This window comes from Coleofasciculus sp. A1-SPW-01, from assembly GCF_040217205.1.
GTDB classification, from domain to species: domain Bacteria; phylum Cyanobacteriota; class Cyanobacteriia; order Cyanobacteriales; family Coleofasciculaceae; genus Coleofasciculus; species Coleofasciculus chthonoplastes_A.
The window spans coordinates 64,685-80,161 of the sequence record NZ_JAVJNP010000201.1 but is presented as its reverse complement, the minus strand read 5'-3'; the positions used below and the strand labels follow the sequence as shown (position 1 = coordinate 80,161).

15 protein-coding genes and 2 pseudogenes are annotated in these 15,477 nt (G+C 45.1%); 12 read left to right on the top strand and 5 right to left on the bottom strand.

All coding sequences use genetic code 11. The annotated features are described in order from the left end of the window. The first annotated feature begins 61 nt into the window (after positions 1–61). From RH949_RS28920 to RH949_RS28910, 3 genes are all read left to right on the top strand, one after another. A complete protein-coding gene (locus tag RH949_RS28920) occupies positions 62–1,654 on the top strand; it encodes a polyamine aminopropyltransferase (RefSeq protein ID WP_446358036.1) in 1,593 nt (530 codons plus the stop codon). A gap of 225 nt (positions 1,655–1,879) precedes the next feature. Further along, entirely contained in the window at positions 1,880–2,470 is a 591-nt protein-coding gene (locus RH949_RS28915) for a DUF4178 domain-containing protein (RefSeq protein WP_446358034.1), read from the top strand. A 148-nt stretch (positions 2,471–2,618) separates the two neighbouring features. Beyond that, positions 2,619–2,822: a DUF2949 domain-containing protein gene (locus RH949_RS28910; protein ID WP_006099179.1), complete on the top strand. Its 204-nt coding sequence runs from the start codon at positions 2,619–2,621 to the stop codon at positions 2,820–2,822. Between the two features lie 98 nt (positions 2,823–2,920). Here the strand turns inward: RH949_RS28910 and RH949_RS28905 are convergent, their stop codons facing one another. From RH949_RS28905 to RH949_RS28895, 3 genes and pseudogenes are all read right to left on the bottom strand, one after another. Beyond that, entirely contained in the window at positions 2,921–3,124 is a 204-nt protein-coding gene (locus RH949_RS28905) for a hypothetical protein (protein ID WP_446358032.1), read from the bottom strand. A 2-nt stretch (positions 3,125–3,126) separates the two neighbouring features. Next, a pseudogene (locus tag RH949_RS28900) lies at positions 3,127–3,526 on the bottom strand (Uma2 family endonuclease). A 36-nt stretch (positions 3,527–3,562) separates the two neighbouring features. After that, complete coding sequence (locus RH949_RS28895) at positions 3,563–4,033, bottom strand: hypothetical protein (protein WP_446358030.1); 471 nt, start codon at positions 4,031–4,033, stop codon at positions 3,563–3,565. 120 nt (positions 4,034–4,153) lie between these two features. Between RH949_RS28895 and RH949_RS28890 the strand changes: the two genes are divergently transcribed. From RH949_RS28890 to RH949_RS28865, 6 genes and pseudogenes are all read left to right on the top strand, one after another. Next, the gene (locus tag RH949_RS28890) at positions 4,154–4,366 is read left to right on the top strand and encodes a helix-turn-helix domain-containing protein (protein ID WP_446340786.1); all 213 of its coding nucleotides are present in this window, start codon (positions 4,154–4,156) and stop codon (positions 4,364–4,366) included. Between the two features lie 381 nt (positions 4,367–4,747). Then, a complete protein-coding gene (locus tag RH949_RS28885) occupies positions 4,748–5,626 on the top strand; it encodes a serine/threonine protein kinase (protein ID WP_446358028.1) in 879 nt (292 codons plus the stop codon). Next, the gene (locus tag RH949_RS28880; protein WP_446358026.1) at positions 5,574–6,551 is read left to right on the top strand and encodes a serine/threonine protein kinase; all 978 of its coding nucleotides are present in this window, start codon (positions 5,574–5,576) and stop codon (positions 6,549–6,551) included. Before RH949_RS28885 ends, RH949_RS28880 begins: the two co-directional genes overlap by 53 nt. 66 nt (positions 6,552–6,617) lie before the next feature. After that, a pseudogene (locus tag RH949_RS28875) lies at positions 6,618–6,842 on the top strand (Uma2 family endonuclease); the annotation flags it as partial. Positions 6,843–7,476: 634 nt separating this feature from the next. After that, a complete protein-coding gene (locus tag RH949_RS28870; protein ID WP_446358024.1) occupies positions 7,477–7,926 on the top strand; it encodes a dual specificity protein phosphatase family protein in 450 nt (149 codons plus the stop codon). Between the two features lie 422 nt (positions 7,927–8,348). Beyond that, the gene (locus tag RH949_RS28865) at positions 8,349–9,443 is read left to right on the top strand and encodes a DUF362 domain-containing protein (protein WP_446358022.1); all 1,095 of its coding nucleotides are present in this window, start codon (positions 8,349–8,351) and stop codon (positions 9,441–9,443) included. On the opposite strand, the gene tsaD is transcribed toward RH949_RS28865, so the two are convergent. Beyond that, positions 9,440–10,498: a tRNA (adenosine(37)-N6)-threonylcarbamoyltransferase complex transferase subunit TsaD gene (gene tsaD, locus RH949_RS28860; protein WP_446358108.1), complete on the bottom strand. Its 1,059-nt coding sequence runs from the start codon at positions 10,496–10,498 to the stop codon at positions 9,440–9,442. The genes RH949_RS28865 and tsaD overlap by 4 nt on opposite strands. A gap of 431 nt (positions 10,499–10,929) precedes the next feature. On the opposite strand from tsaD, the gene RH949_RS28855 reads away from it, so the two are divergent. The 3 genes from RH949_RS28855 (at position 10,930) to purH (ending at position 13,483) form a co-directional block, all read left to right on the top strand. Beyond that, a complete protein-coding gene (locus RH949_RS28855) occupies positions 10,930–11,424 on the top strand; it encodes a photosystem I reaction center subunit III superfamily (protein ID WP_006099326.1) in 495 nt (164 codons plus the stop codon). A 54-nt stretch (positions 11,425–11,478) separates the two neighbouring features. Further along, complete coding sequence (gene psaJ / locus RH949_RS28850) at positions 11,479–11,607, top strand: photosystem I reaction center subunit IX (RefSeq protein WP_006099310.1); 129 nt, start codon at positions 11,479–11,481, stop codon at positions 11,605–11,607. Positions 11,608–11,929: 322 nt separating this feature from the next. Further along, the gene (gene purH, locus RH949_RS28845) at positions 11,930–13,483 is read left to right on the top strand and encodes a bifunctional phosphoribosylaminoimidazolecarboxamide formyltransferase/IMP cyclohydrolase (protein WP_446358020.1); all 1,554 of its coding nucleotides are present in this window, start codon (positions 11,930–11,932) and stop codon (positions 13,481–13,483) included. Between the two features lie 178 nt (positions 13,484–13,661). Here the strand turns inward: purH and RH949_RS28840 are convergent, their stop codons facing one another. Then, positions 13,662–15,410: an AIPR family protein gene (locus tag RH949_RS28840; RefSeq protein ID WP_446358018.1), complete on the bottom strand. Its 1,749-nt coding sequence runs from the start codon at positions 15,408–15,410 to the stop codon at positions 13,662–13,664. Positions 15,411–15,477 lie beyond the last annotated feature (67 nt).

Genomic DNA, 15,477 nt, shown 5'->3' with positions numbered 1-15,477 from the left:
CTATACCCCCTGTTCCTTGACAAATAAGGACACATTCATAACGAAAACTCACTAAAAATTCATGGCACATCAGGGAGTCTCAACAGACAACTCGAATGTTGAACCCGTCACTCAACCCCCGGTTTCATCATTAAATCGGCTGCAACGTCGGCTACTTTTAGCGGCGGCGGCGGTTTCCTCTAGCTGTGGATTAGCGGTTGAACTTTTACTGGGAACCCTAGCTAGCTATTTAGTGGGGAATCAAGCGCTGTCTTTTGGAGTAGCTATCGGGGGCTTTTTAGCCGCCATGGGGATTGGCTCTTACTTAAGTCAGTTTATTGCGTCCAAGTCCCCTCCTTGGCTCCAACAACGCCAACTCCTGGTGGCATTTGTTCAGGTTGAACTGCTAATGGCTCCCCTGACGGCATTATTACCCTTAGCACTATTTGCTCTATTTGTGGTTAATGGTTTCCTCTGGTTGGGATTATTCCTGGTCACTATATTACTGGGCATTTTGGCGGGTTTAGAAGTCCCCCTGCTGACGCGAGTGCTGGAATTGGAGGAGGGAGTGCGGGAGGCGCTGGCTGGGGTTTTAGCGCTGGATTATGTCGGGGCGTTGTTGGGTTCGTTGCTGTTTCCCGTATTGCTATTACCGTTAATCGGCTTATTTCCCGCCGCTTTTGTACTGGGCGCATTACCCGCCTTTATGGTGTTTGCTATTGGACAGCAGTTTCCTCGGTTGCGCCGTTGGGGATATCTGGGCTTAAGTTTAGGCATTATTCTGACATTATCCGCACCTGCGGCGATTCCCATCAGTAATCGCCTGGAAAATACCTTGTATCAAGCCCCCGTAATTACCCGGATTCAATCCCCCTATCAACGGATTGTCTTGACGCGCCGGGGACAAGATTTGCGATTGTTCTTGGATGGGGATTTACAACTCTCTACCTTGGATGAATACCGCTACCATGAAGCATTAGTACATCCGGCAATGAGTGCGAGTCAGAACAGGCGTCATGTGCTAGTTATGGGTGCAGGAGATGGGATGGCGCTGCGGGAAGTGCTAAAGTGGCGAGATGTGGAACAAGTGGTGCTGATTGAGTTAGATGCGGAAGTTGTCAAGTTAGCCCAGTCTCATCCCCAGTTGGTGCGGTTAAATGAAGGGGCGTTAACTGATCCGCGTGTTCAGGTGATTAACGCCGATGCTTTTGTTACAGCACCCGCCTTAAATGACACTTTTGATGTAATTATCGCCGATTTTCCTGATCCTGACCGAGAAGTGCTTGCCAAGCTGTATGCAGAAGGGTTTTACCAGCGTCTGTTACCGCGATTGGCAGAGAATGGCGTTTTTGTCACTCAAGCCTCGAGTCCTTTTTTTGCCCCAGATGTTCTAAGCTGTATTGTGGCAACCCTATCGGATGTGGGATTATCAACTCATCCTTATGTGGTGGACGTTCCCAGTTTTGGACCCTGGGGTTTTGTTTTAGCGTCGCGGCAATCGATTCAAGCGGATAGGCTGACATTATCGGTGTCAACGCGCTATCTGACTGAACCGATTTTGCATCATTTATTTGAGTTGCCTGGGGATGTCCAATTAGGAAATGTGGAGGTAAATCGCCTCTCTCATCCCGTGATTGTGCGGTATCAATCTGACCCCCGCTGGACAGCCTATTAATCATTAGTCAATTGTAGGGGCGGGTTTAGGAACTACAGTTGGCTATTGGTGAAATAACTGAACAATGAAACCCGCCCTAGCGAACTATTGCCCATTGCCCATTGCCTATTGCCTATTGCCTAGCGCGTAGCGCTATAACTGAACAACTTGCACCCGCCCTAACTAACCGATAACGGTTCAACAAAACCTGCCCTTCTCCATAAGTAGTCAGTCATAAGTTAGCTAATGGTATTTGTTTGGATTGGAATTATTGTAATTATTACTACGGCTGTTGTTTTGCTCGTTCTTCAGCAACGGGGACAGTTATCAGGACTCGGTGAACGTGGGCGTTTACCCCTAGAAGAACGTACCGTTTTTACCCTGGAAGTGGGTGATATTGTCCAGTACATGGGGACAGATTGGGTAGTGGAGGGAAAACTGACTTACAATGTTGGCGACTATGCTTGGTACGAGTATTTACTGCAAGATGGAGAGCGTATTTGTTGGCTTTCTGTGGATGAAGATGACCGAGTAGAAGTGGCATTATTAGAGCCAACGCAGCAGTTAGAGATGAGTGGAGAACCTCCCAAGCAGCTAACCTTTGGCGGTGAAATCTATCGCTGTGTGGAATCTGGTGTGGCGGACATGACGCGCACAGGAACAACGTTGCACCGCACAGCAGAACGTTGTCGCTATTTTGATTATGAAGGAGCCAATAATAAGGTTCTCTCGATTGAGGAATGGGATGGTGATATTGAAGTCACTGTGGGAGAGCGTATTAATCCGAGAATGCTGACACTTCTACCGGGAACGGGTGAACGGTTGTATGGAAGTTAAGGCAATGGTATTGACTTAAGACTGGTGGGTAATGCCCACTCTACGGTACTATCATGCGGCACTAGAATAACTCTAATGGGTGAGGTTTTTTGATCCCCGTTAAGTGTACCTTACTACTAACCATCTCCAGTATCCCACACCCAAGACAATGAAATCCGCAGCACTTGACAAGTTTATTCACTTTTTACGAGAGGATTTGGCGATTCCATCGTCAGCGATTTCCTTAGCCTTACGCCATCAGGAAGAGAGTCCTAATTTATTACCAATGACTTTGTGGCAATATGGACTCATTTCATTGGAGCAATTAGACCGAATTTTTGATTGGCTGGAAACGGCACAGCTTACTCTGTAAGTCCCCTTTAGATTTTAACCTGCCTTGATACTGCTATGTTAAGGATTGATTGGTGCGTTATGCTTCGCTAACGCACCCTAAAATTTGGCTGTAAATACTTATAACTGGGGATTGGGTTTTTTTAATGGTTTTGGCAATGGCACGTCGGGAGAATGCTGCGCTTGATCGAGCTTATAGCCTTCAACTTGAAGTTGTTGCACGAATTGGGTTGACTCAAAGTGGGTTGGTTGTGTTGACGTTGGTGACTGTTCTTGTCCTTGACTTTGGCGTCGAAGTTGTTTGAGTTTCGCTTTTCGTCCCATGATTACTCCCTCGATAAGGACTCAACAAACATCTGATGTTCTGCTGTGGCTATTCCCTGTTGGACGATCTCCAATACCTTGGCTAAATCTCCAGCGAGTAAGGCGGATTGTTTTAACCACAAGCCAGGAAAGGTTTCACTACAAATAATACCATTTTCATTGGGTTTTAGCTGGATATACTCACCCTCTTGTAATCTAAACCAATCGAATTGCTGATCGTACACTCGCCACACTAAATACTCTTGTACCTGATTACGGCGGTAAACGTTAAGTTTGTTATGTAAATTTTTTCACCTGGGGCATAGCATGGTAGCGGCGCTCAAATTCGATGCGGGTGAGTTTATCGCCGTTTTCCAGGGGAGGAATGGTTAAAGTTGACGCGATCGCAGATTGATCTATCATGGTTGGGTTCTCTTTAAGTTGAGCCAGCTTCAGCCGTCAAAAGTGACGCCACCAATATTGTTCTAACTGATACCGTTGGCGCAGGTGTTGCAAGGCGGCTGTTGATAGCAATCCTTTGACAGTAGCCACGAATTGTCCCCACGCTAGCAACTGGGATTCACTCGTTGCTCGGTTGAATTGGTATCCATAGAAGGTTGTCCAAAATTCTGGGGCAATTGGAGATTTCCAGCGCTTGTGCCAACGCACCATATCTTGAGGGGTGGGGGGTTCGGCTTCCAGGATTGGTGGAAAGTCGGCGTAGCTGACGAATCGGCTCAACCCTTTACCGTGAACATAAACAATATGCTGCCAGCATTCGATGCGATAAATCTCGTCGGGAGACAGGTTAAACAGCAAGGCGACTGTCTCGACGGTGACGAATCGTGCCAAGGGGTGACGGGTGGAGGACTTGTAATTTAGTTTTGAGGCTTCAAAGGTGGGCGTTTTTGTGGTATGTGTTGATAACATAGAAATTACTTCCCATTTAATGGGACATTGGTGCGATCGCTCTTAAGTTTGCGAGACAGAAAGAGCGATCGCTTTTTCAGGTTCTCTCATTAAACGATGCAACTGCATCATTTGTCAAGGATGGGGTTAGTTAGGCTAAAGATTCGAGAACTTGCACAAGAGAAGGGATGGACGTTGAAGGAAGTGTCCGACCGTTCTGGTGTAATTTACAGTACGGTGAGAAGTTATGCCCGTCGTCCTGGAATGTCAATGGTCGATTATACTGCCCTCTATAAGTTAGCTCGCACGTTTGATGTGATGATTGAGGATTTGGTTGAGATTTTAGAGGAGTAGAATCAAGCAAATCGTAATCATTTCTAATATCACTGAATAGCTGACTGAAATCTTGCACTGAACCTTTAATCGTTCTCGACACCTTTATGTTTTCGGGTTTCAGTGGTGTTTGAGGTAGTGAGCAAGATGCTCACACTACAAGAGGGGGGAGGACAGAGGATGCTTCGCTTTTGTTGCACGGGAGAAGGGGAACCGGATTCTCTTGCTCCCCTCTTGCTCCCCTCTTGCTCCCCTCTTGCTCCCCTCTCCCAAGCTTGGGAGAGGGGCTGGGGGTGAGGGCTGGCGTGGGTGAGGGATTGAGCTTAAGTTGCACGTCGGTGCGCCCCTACAGTCTCAGACATACTGTGTCAAAATTAACCTAAGTTTTGAGAATGGCACACCATGGTTTGGGCGACAGGGGATGCGCTTTATAACGGTAAGTACATCTTAGAGAGACAACTGGGACAAGGGCGTTTGGGGATTACCTATCTGGTAAAGGATGGAGATGATTGTCGCTGGGTGATCAAAACCTTGAATGATGCACTCCTCAATTCCCTCACCCCACAAGAACAAAACCGACTAGAAACTAAGTTTTGCCAGGAAGCCGTCAAACTCAGAGGGTGTAATCATCCTCATATTGTCAAAGTCCGAGATCTTTTTAAAGAGGGGAAACGGTGGTGCATTGTCATGGATTATGTGGATGGGGTGAGTTTAGCTTACCGCGCCCAGAAAATGCTCCCCGAAGCCGAAGCCCTCAATTATATTCAGCAAATTGGTGAGGCGCTGATTGAGGTGCATGGGAATGGTTTGATTCATCGGGATGTGAAACCGGGTAATATTATTCTCCATGTTCGTGACGGAAAAGCGGAAGCCGTTTTAATTGATTTCGATTTAGCGCTGGAGTTTGACTGCGAGGTGACTTCAGTGCGGACAAAAGAAGCCTCAGACGGGTTTGCGCCAATGGAACTCTATTCCCGACTGGCTGAGAAACCGGGAGAATATACGGATGTTTATTCGTTGGCGGCGACATTGTATGAACTGTTAACCGGACACAAACCTGTGAGTGCGATTAAGCGGAAGCTAGATCGAGAGCGTTTAGTCCCACCGAAAGAGTATAACGATCAGATTAGCGATCGCACAAATCGGCTGATTCTCCAGGGTATGGGGTTAGAACCGAAGCAGCGCCCCCAGTCGATGCGAGAATGGTTAGATTCGCTGGGGTTGAGCAGTGAAGCCTCTCCCCCTGCACCTACACCACCGCCTGCTAAGAGAGTTAGTTAGGCGCAGGGGAGCGATACCCGAAACTGAAGCGGTGAGATATATTCGCCAAATTGGGGAAGCTTTAACTCTAGTGCATCAGGTAGGGTTGACTCATCGAGATGCTCATCCAGGAAATATTCTATTGCGGCAAAATGGCAAAGCGGTTTTAATTGATTTTGGTATTGCTAAAGAACTGGTTCCCTCGACATACACGTCAACAGGAGCATTTGGTAATGAGGGATTTGCACCTTATGAACAGTTACTCCGGGGAAGTCGGGAGCCAAATGTCGATGTTCATTGTTTAGCGGCAACGCTGTATTATACACTGACAGGTCAATGTCCTACTAAGGGATTGGATCGCAAGCTTTATCAGCAACCTTTGATTGAACCTCGGCGAATTGTTCCAGGGATTAGTAAACAGGTGAATCGGGCAATTCTCAAAGGGATGGCGTTGGAACCAAAAAAGCGTCCCCAGTCGATGCAGGCTTGGTTAAAGTTACTAGAAGAGCCAAGAGTAGTAACTCCGCCTCCAATTGTTCTGAAAATAAAAATTGTTCCCTGGTTTGACCTAACAGGAACAGCGTTATCTTCCCTATTAATGGGCTCATCATTAGTTGAGATTGGAGTTTGGGGTGTGGTTGTGGCTGCGGCTGTGGCTGGGGTTGTGGCTGTGCCTGGGGTTGTGCCTGTGGTTGTGCCTGGGGATTGGACTTGGCCTGGGGCTGGGGCTATAGCTTATCTTGTTGCGGCTGGGGTTGCGGCTTGGCTTGGGGCTTCGGCTGCGGCTGGGGTTGCGGTTGGGGTTGCGTTTTTGGCTGCGTTTTTCGTTGTGGTTTCGGCTGCGGCGGGGAAGAAGTTACAAGAATCCTTCAGCAAGTTTCACACCTTTCTAATTTTGCTGGGAACGTCTTGGTTAGGACTTGGATTAGGATGGCTTTTGGGTTAAATATTCTAGTGAGAGACTCAGCCGTTAAGACTAAGATACAGTTAGAGCTGTTATCCCCAGATTCCGATGACTTCTACAGCCAACCCACCAACCTTTCCCAAAACCCTACCTGACCATACTCAATTACCGGAATCTGATGGCACATTTGGGAACAACTTTCAGGAGCATCCCCAAAGCATTCTTTTAACCGATTCCATCACATCCGTACTGCAACGATATCATCCAGATGGGCAATATTGTATTGGTCAAGATTGCGGGATTTACTGGCGTTTGACTGACCCACCTAAAAAATCATGAACAAGCCCAACAGGTTCAATCTCAGTTATAACAGGAAGGACACGGCAATGCTCATCCGTGTTAATAAAATGAGAACTGATGCTGGCAAGTATTTCACCCTCATCCCCTAACCCCAACTCCGGACCCCCTCGTTCCCCCCTACAAGAGGGGGGATGACAGAGGATGCTTCGCTTTTGTTTCATGGGAGAAGGGGAACCGGAGTAATTAATGATAAAAAATGTAGTCAGATAAACCTTTGATATACAGCGTCTTTTACAGCGCTTTTCACGTTGATGAAATACAAAATTGTATCGGCTTGCTTTTGGGCGCAATCATTGTCTGTATGTAGTCTATAGGACTTACGCAAAGACTCTATGTGTAGGGTGTGTTAGCGAAGCGTAACGCACCTTTGCCCCTGTAAGTTCGTAAGTTACAGTATTTTTCCCTAATTAATTAGTATCATTATGTAGGTGTACTTCATTTACCTGCAATCTGCTGTAACACCTTTCTTGCTCCCCTCTCCCCTGAGTGGGAGAGGGGCTGGGGGAGAGGGGTTTCAGCCTTAAATTGATACCAATAAGCATTGCAGTGTCCCTACAATACATGGATTAAACTAGATCCATCGTTTAAATTCCAAGACAAGAAGAAAATGTATTATATTAGACCGTGGTTATACATAGGCAACTATAGAGACAGTCTAAATTATGACTTACTCCAGCATCACCAAATTGGTGCGATGTTACACCTGGCTGAAGATGTACAACAGCCTAATATTGTCTCCCGTTATATTCCCGTTGAAGATGGTCAACCACTACCTTTTGAACAGCTAAAATCAGGTGTTGAGTTTGTTCGCCAGGAAAAAGCAAAGAGTCAAACTGTGCTAATTGTTTGTGGTGCAGGGATAAGTCGTTCCAGTTTATTTGCTGTAGCCACCTTAAAAGAAGAAGAAAATCTGAGTTTGCTGAATGCATTTCAACAAGTCCAGATTAAACACCCACAGGCAAATCCCCATCCAAACTTGTGGAAATCCTTATGTGAGTATTACAATGAAAATGTTTCATACAAGACCATTTTGAAACTGATTTTGCAAGCCAAGTAAAACCTAACCCCTCTCCCGTCCCCCTATTAGATCCCCCTTCCGTCCCCCTTCAAAAGGGGGAGACCAAAGGATGCTTCGCTTTTTGTTCCATGGGAGAAGCCAAAGGATGCTTCGCTTTTTTTGCACGGGAGAATGGGAACCGGAGTAATTAATGATAAAAAATGTAGCCAGATAAACCTTGGATATACAGCATCTTGTAAGTTCGTGAGTTACAGTATTTTTCCCTAATCAATTAGTATCACTATGTAGGTGTACTTCATTTACCTGCAATTTGCTGTAACACCTTTCTTGCTCCCCTCTCCCCTGAGTGGGAGAGGGGCTGGGGGTGAGGGGTTTACTGGTTTAAAATGGTACAAGATATTAACAGGTTTTAGCACTGAGCCAATTTAATTCAGAACTGTTGTTTTTGAACTCAAGCCACCATGCAACCCAATCACTCCACTCGCAAATACAAACGACGCCGCGTTTTGCGTTTAGCCGCACTCGCTGCGGGAACATCGATTCTACCTGCGGCTTGCAGAAGCGGGAATTCCACCTCGCCAACACCTGATGCAGCCGTTGATGCAACCGTTCCCACCACCACACCCACCCCCATCGCCCAGTCTCCATCCGGTAATGTGAGTAAAGTGGTTCTGGTGCGTACTGATGACCGAGTAGCAGGAACTCAAAAAGCACTGGATTTGCTACAACCCGAAGGACTTTCCGATCGCACCCTATTCCTTAAGCCCAACTATAACACCGGAGATCCCGCCCCAGCCGCTACAGATACTCAACTCCTAGAGGCGTTGGTGCAAGAGTTACAGACTGCTGGAAGCCAAGGAATTACCATCGGCGATCGCTCTGGGATGGCAAATACTCGTCAAGCCATGGAACAAAAACAGGTGTTTCAATTGGCTGATCGCTATGGCTTGGAAACGATTGTTTTTGATGAGATGGATGCGGATCAATGGCAGTATATTTCCGCCGATGGAACCCATTGGCAAAAAGGGTTTGCCTTTGCTCGTCCGATTTTAGATGCAGGCGCAATTGTTAATACCTGTTGCTTGAAAACTCATCGTTTTGGCGGTCATTTTACCCTATCGCTGAAGAATTCAGTGGGAATGGTTGCCAAATATGTTCCGGGAGATTCGTTTAATTATATGCAGGATTTACATTCCTCCCCTCACCAACGAATAATGATTGCTGAAATTAACCAAGCCTACAAACCAGCGCTGATTCTATTAGATGGGGTAGACGCTTTTGTCAATGGTGGACCCGCCTCTGGAAAGAAGGTAAAAGCTGGGGTAATGCTGGCGGGAACCGATCGCGTAGCCGTTGATGCTGTCGCCATTGCCATCTTGCGATCGCTTGGCACCACGGACGCTGTTTCTGAGGGTTCAATTTGGCAGTTAGAGCAGATTCAACGAGCCGTAGAATTAGGATTAGGTGCTAGCAGCGCCGAACAAATCGAACTGGTAACGGCGGATAGCGCGAGCCAAACCATGGCAGATCAAATTCGTCAACTCTTAACGATTTAGCGATCGCCTGTTGACTGTGGGTACAATTCCATCACCTTGGTAATCGGTAGCCGTGACTGTACGCCAATGGTTAAGGGAGAGGTATGTCCCCGATTCAGATGATCCGCCGCCGCACAACCAATCATGGCAGCATTATCGGTACAATATTTAATCGGTGGAAAAAGAACGCGCAAATTGTGAGATGACGCCGCCGCTTGTAGGTGCTGTCTCAAGCCACTATTTGCCGCAACACCACCCCCGACAGCAATTGTGGTTAACCCATAATCGATCGCGCAATTCACCGCCCGTTTGGTGAGCGATCGCGCGACGGTTTCCTGGAACGAAGCCGCCAGATCAGCCACTGGTAATTCATCCCCTTCTTGCTCTAATTTTTGCACTAACCGTAAGACAGCCGTCTTCAACCCACTAAAACTGGAATCATAAGGATGATATCCGCCACTGGGACGCGATACCCTTCCTTCTGGTAACTTAAAGGCGTGAGGATTTCCTTCCTTGGCTAACCGATCAATCGCAGGTCCTCCAGGATAACCCAGGTGTAACAATCGCGCTACCTTATCAAAAGCCTCACCCGCCGCATCATCACGAGTTGAACCCAACATTTCATAGACGCCACAGTCCTTAACATAAATTAAACTGGTATGACCCCCAGACACCAACAAACACAAAAATGGGGGTGCGAGTTCGGGTTCAATCAGATAGGTGGCGTAAATATGCCCTTCTAAGTGATGCACTCCCAGAAACGGCTTATTATGAACCATAGCCAGCGTTTTCGCCGCCGTTAACCCCATCAACAGGGAACCCACCAAACCGGGCGCACAAGTTGCCGCGATGCCATCAATCGCCTCCCAACCCAGATTCGCTTCGGTTAAAGCTTGAGCGATCGCGGTATTGATCATCTCCAAATGCGATCGCGACGCCACTTCCGGCACAATCCCGCCATAAGGCTGATGCACCGGAATCTGAGATGCCACAACATTACTGCAACAAGTGCGATCGTGCACCACCGCCACGGCGGTTTCGTCACAACTGGTTTCTATGGCTAAAACACAAGCCATCCGCCCATCACCTGAAATACTCAAGTTACATCTTAACTTGTTCAGTAAGATGGTAAAATCCTTTGAAAGGATTCCCGTATAGAAAATAACAGCGAAAACCAAGCTGGCTAGGGTCGGGAATCTGAACACTTTTGTGTAAACAAAAAGTTTTTCTGCCTTGGGAATCAGGGCAACTGCGCGGGTTCTCCCACTTGTCGGAGATAAAGGTTGGATTTCAACCAGAGACGCTGAGTAAGACCAATACATCTTGAGGGTGTGGCGGCATCGGCGAATGAGACGCGAAGCCAACATCATAATCTTTGATTTGATGTTGGTAGTTCACATAAACTTTACTCGGTTCAACCTCTCAGAGTAATATGGCTGGAGTGTACAAACCGTTTCTGTGTTTCGTACATAAAGCTTTAGATTTCGTAACAAAAGGAAACAATTCTATGCGACGATTGTTGGCTCTACTTTTCGCCGTTACCCTCTGGTTTAGCTTTGTCACCCCAGCCTTGGCTGATTTTGACCATCTCACCCCCTGTAGTGAGTCCCCCGCATTTCAGCAACGAGCGCAGAACGCCCGTCCAACCACCGACGACCCCGATTCCGGCAAAAAACGCTTTGAGCGTTATTCCGAAGCCCTCTGTGGTGATGACGGACTGCCCCACTTGATTGCCGATGGTCGCTGGAGTCGAGCGGGTGACTTTCTCATTCCTAGCATTCTCTGGCTATATATGGCTGGCTGGATTGGTTGGGTTGGTCGCGCCTATTTACAAGCGATTCAAAGCGAAAAGAATCCCGAAGAAAAAGAAATTATCATCGACGTGCCTTTGGCAATTAATAAAATGCTCTTTGGTTTTATTTGGCCCCTAGCAGCCGTACAAGAAGCCCTTTCTGGCAAATTGTATGCCAAGGCGGATGAAATTCCCGTATCCCCTCGCTAATCTAGAGATTGGCTTGATTGACTTACCTTACCTATTACGTTCAGGAGAAGTGTGATGCAGTATTTTCTCAAGTATCTGTCCTTAGCCCCGGTGTTAATTGCTGTTTGGCTAACCATTACCGCCGGAATTTTGATTGAGTTTAACCGCTTTTTCCCGGATCTCCTTTTCCATCCGATGCCTTAGGATTAGTTGTAGCCGGAAAACTCGCTATTGCTTCATCGTAATTTTGAGTTTCCCAAAAATAATCCCGTCCCCCTAATTGGCGAGGACGGGATTTTTGATGAAGGAGTTATCAGTTATTAGTTATCAGTTATCAGTTATCAGGAGATGAGGAAGATGGGGGAAATTGTGTAGGGGCGGGTTTCACAACTATCTTTGCGGTTACACCCAGATGTAACTAAACCCGCCCCGACTTAACGCATGACCAATGACGAATGACGAATGACCAATGACGAAACTTCCCCAATCCCAGATATCCTAAAGAAGATTGTAATCGAGAAGAGTTATGGCACGTTTAGCCCTGCTGAGTGTATCCGATAAAACTGGACTGGTGGAATTTGCCCGTCAGTTAGTTACAGAATTTGACTTTGCCTTAATGAGTAGTGGGGGAACCGCAAAAGCCCTACAAGAGGCGGACTTACCTGTAACTAAAGTATCTGACTATACAGAATTTCCCGAAATTTTAGGCGGTAGAGTGAAAACCCTGCATCCCCGGATTCATGGTGGTATTCTGGGACGGCGTGATGTGGCGGAAGATGTGGAACAAATGGTAGCCCATCAGATTCTACCCATTGATTTGGTGGTGGTGAACTTATATCCCTTTGCAGAAACGATCGCGAAACCGGATGTGACATTATCAGAGGCGATCGAGAATATTGATATTGGTGGACCCGCCATGTTACGGGCGTCAGCCAAAAACTTTGCCCATCTCACAGTTTTGTGTAACCCCAGTCAATATGACACCTATCTCGAACAATTACGCCAGCATGAGCATCACCCGTCTCTAGAATTCCGCCAATCTTGTGCGATAGAAGCATTTTCTCATACAGGTGATTACGATCGCGCGATCACCTCCTACCTCAGCCAAACCCAGGAAACCTCATCCACCTCATCCTCTACCCAAGAAGATTTTGTCCTCTCTGGAAAGCAACTGCAATCCCTACGCTACGGAGAAAATCCCCATCAATCCGCCACCTGGTATCAAACCGGAACCTCTCCCACGGGATGGACAGCCGCAACCAAACTGCAAGGAAAAGAACTCAGTTACAATAACCTAGTGGATTTAGAAGCCGCACGGCGGATTATTACTGAATTTACTGATTTACCAGCGGCGGCTGTTCTGAAACATACCAATCCCTGTGGTGTGGCGTTAGGAGGTACGCTTTTTGAAGCTTACGAAAAAGCATTACAGGCTGATCCCGTTTCTGCCTTTGGCGGTATTGTCGCCTTAAACCATCCGATTGACATGTCTACAGCCGGGGCGTTAACCCAAACCTTCTTGGAATGTGTCGTCGCGCCAGAGTGTGAACCCGACGCCAAAGAGATTCTGGCGAAAAAATCGAAGTTAAGAGTATTACTTTTACCAGACTTACAACAAGGTCCCAAGCAAACTGTAAAAGCTATTGCTGGCGGGTTACTGGTACAAGCCTCAGATGATGTAGTCGATAACCCCGACGACTGGCAAATTGTCACCGACAAGCAACCGACAACCGATCAATTAGAAGAGTTATTATTTGCCTGGAAGGTTTGTAAACACGTTAAATCCAACGCCATTGTCGTCACCCGCGATCGCGCCACATTAGGAATTGGTGCAGGTCAAATGAATCGCGTCGGTGCGGTGAAAATTGCCTTGGAACAAGCTGGGGAAAAAGCGACAGGGGGTATTCTCGCCAGTGATGGATTCTTCCCCTTTGATGACTCAGTACGCACAGCGGCTGATGCTGGAATAAGTGCGATCGTACAACCTGGTGGAAGTTTACGGGATAAGGATTCGATTCAGGCGGCGAATGAATTGGGTTTAGTTATGGTGCTGACAGGTAGGCGTCACTTTTTGCATTAACCAACAGGCTATAAATTTAAAGCGGGACATACTGGTTGAGATAAGGTTTTAGGTTTTAGGTTTTTGAGCCTCTCGTAATACTTAACACCTTCTCACAGATCAATGTCCTGCTTTGAGCTACTTAGTCTAAACTCCAGCGCAGTTCAGAGTAAGTGAGTATAAATCTTCTAATAGCAGACTATATTTGTACGTTCTCAACAAGAAAATTAGTAAATTCAGATCGTTTAGCTACTGTATTAATTGAAAGAGTAGGTGCTGTTTGTAAATAACGATTAGTTAATTCAGTAATTTCTAGAATTGTATTACAAAGCAAGCCCTGCTGATTCTCATCAAATTCAATTTGGAGGAGTGAGCGTACATCACCTTGTGTATAATTAACTTTACGAAGTAGTTTAATAATAAAAAGCATTGCGAGATGAAATATTAAAATCCGAATTGTTCCAGAACGTAATAAATTATTGGGATTATTTTCTGTTAATGCTGAAAAATCGGTAGCTCTTATATAAGATTCAATATTCTTCATAGATTTTGCACAAAATAGATAAACTTCCATTGGAATCGAAGAATTAAAAACTCTACTGTAATTTGTATCACCTTTAATAATTGACGTTGGTCGTGCTCTAGCTGTATGTGGTTCGCGATGAACAATTGAAGTCACTGCTTGAGCTAAATAAGGTATACTAATTATTCTATTAGAAGTTTTTCCAATATTCTTGTAATAATTCTTGCGACGGTCATAGAACCAGTCATTATGTAAAAAGTAATCTTCTATATCACGCTGAATAGGTTCAGTAGCTCTTAAAGAAGCAGCAGGAACTGGAGTTTGGAAATTAGTTGCTTTGATGATTCTATCTCTCGCTTCTAGTTTGTTTGCCACTATTATCTTTACAAGGATAGCTCTCTCATCATGAATCTCTTGAAGAGTCTTCATATACTCATAGATTGTGTTAGTGGTTTGTAACCCATTCACAATTTGTACATCATCGAGTGTAATGGTTTTACCTGCAATGGTGGCTTTTGAAGCTAATAGGGTTATTCCATTGTTTAACCACCAGAAATCTATATCAGTATCTTTTGAAGCAAGGGTTATTTTAATATCTCTATTGACTTCTACATTACCTTGATAATCTCTAACATTTGACTCAAATAAATATTTACGTAAATAACCCTTATCATCAGTTACAAATTCATAGTATTCATCTAGTCTTGTTAAGACAACATAATTATCTTCATCTCTAGAAATATAGTTCTCCAGAAATTTTAATTTTAAAGAGTAACTTTTTTCTTGCCTTGCACTCTCTAGTAGTTCTCTAGCTCCTACAAATTCAAATTTTACCTCAGAACCTATGAAAAAATTTTGGGTTCTAGTGCAAAGGTTATCCGTTTTATTTTTGACCTTAATATGAATACTTTGAGTATCACCTTTACTAGCATATACATAAGTAATTTTCACTTGAGGATGTTTAATTGCTAAGTCAAGGTATGTATTTCTAAGCAATTCTACTTTTTCTATTACCTGTGCATTATAAAATTGTTTAATATCGGAAATATGCTTGTCTAAATAAAATATATCTTCTATAGTAGCCATGAGCGTTTCTATGGCTTTTTCTCCAAACGAAGATGAAGTTTTGGCTTGAATTAAATATACTTCTATTAACGGATTCTTTTTTATAGCTTCCAAATCCAGTTCTTCATTAAGAGCTTCATTATTAATAAACATAAAAAATCCATCGATTCCTCCATCATCTTTACCATCGACCTGATTAGACAATAATTCATCATATGAAAGGTCGTAGTCTTTTAAAACTTGGTCAAAAGCAAATATCTCAAAATACTCATCTTGTGATAAGTTATTCGCTGAGTTTTGTCTTTTTGTATCGAGAATACTATTGAGAATTATGACATCATTATTGTTATTGTTAGACATTAATATTTATCCTTTAATAAGTTCTACTGTATTAGATTACTAAGCCACTAATGGTTCCGTAAACTCA

Excerpts from the sequence above, each read along its gene's own strand:
- psaJ (WP_006099310.1), top strand. The coding sequence starts at position 11,479 with ATGCAGTATTTTCTCAAGTATCTGTCCTTAGCCCCGGTGTTAATTGCT.
- RH949_RS28910 (WP_006099179.1), top strand. The coding sequence starts at position 2,619 with ATGAAATCCGCAGCACTTGACAAGTTTATTCACTTTTTACGAGAGGAT.
- RH949_RS28865 (WP_446358022.1), top strand. The coding sequence starts at position 8,349 with ATGCAACCCAATCACTCCACTCGCAAATACAAACGACGCCGCGTTTTG.
- RH949_RS28915 (WP_446358034.1), top strand. The coding sequence starts at position 1,880 with ATGGTATTTGTTTGGATTGGAATTATTGTAATTATTACTACGGCTGTT.
- RH949_RS28840 (WP_446358018.1), bottom strand. The coding sequence starts at position 15,410 with ATGTCTAACAATAACAATAATGATGTCATAATTCTCAATAGTATTCTC.
- RH949_RS28890 (WP_446340786.1), top strand. The coding sequence starts at position 4,154 with ATGGGGTTAGTTAGGCTAAAGATTCGAGAACTTGCACAAGAGAAGGGA.
- RH949_RS28905 (WP_446358032.1), bottom strand. The coding sequence starts at position 3,124 with ATGGGACGAAAAGCGAAACTCAAACAACTTCGACGCCAAAGTCAAGGA.
- RH949_RS28855 (WP_006099326.1), top strand. The coding sequence starts at position 10,930 with ATGCGACGATTGTTGGCTCTACTTTTCGCCGTTACCCTCTGGTTTAGC.
- tsaD (WP_446358108.1), bottom strand. The coding sequence starts at position 10,498 with ATGGCTTGTGTTTTAGCCATAGAAACCAGTTGTGACGAAACCGCCGTG.
- purH (WP_446358020.1), top strand. The coding sequence starts at position 11,930 with ATGGCACGTTTAGCCCTGCTGAGTGTATCCGATAAAACTGGACTGGTG.
- RH949_RS28895 (WP_446358030.1), bottom strand. The coding sequence starts at position 4,033 with ATGTTATCAACACATACCACAAAAACGCCCACCTTTGAAGCCTCAAAA.
- RH949_RS28885 (WP_446358028.1), top strand. The coding sequence starts at position 4,748 with ATGGTTTGGGCGACAGGGGATGCGCTTTATAACGGTAAGTACATCTTA.
- RH949_RS28920 (WP_446358036.1), top strand. The coding sequence starts at position 62 with ATGGCACATCAGGGAGTCTCAACAGACAACTCGAATGTTGAACCCGTC.
- RH949_RS28870 (WP_446358024.1), top strand. The coding sequence starts at position 7,477 with ATGTATTATATTAGACCGTGGTTATACATAGGCAACTATAGAGACAGT.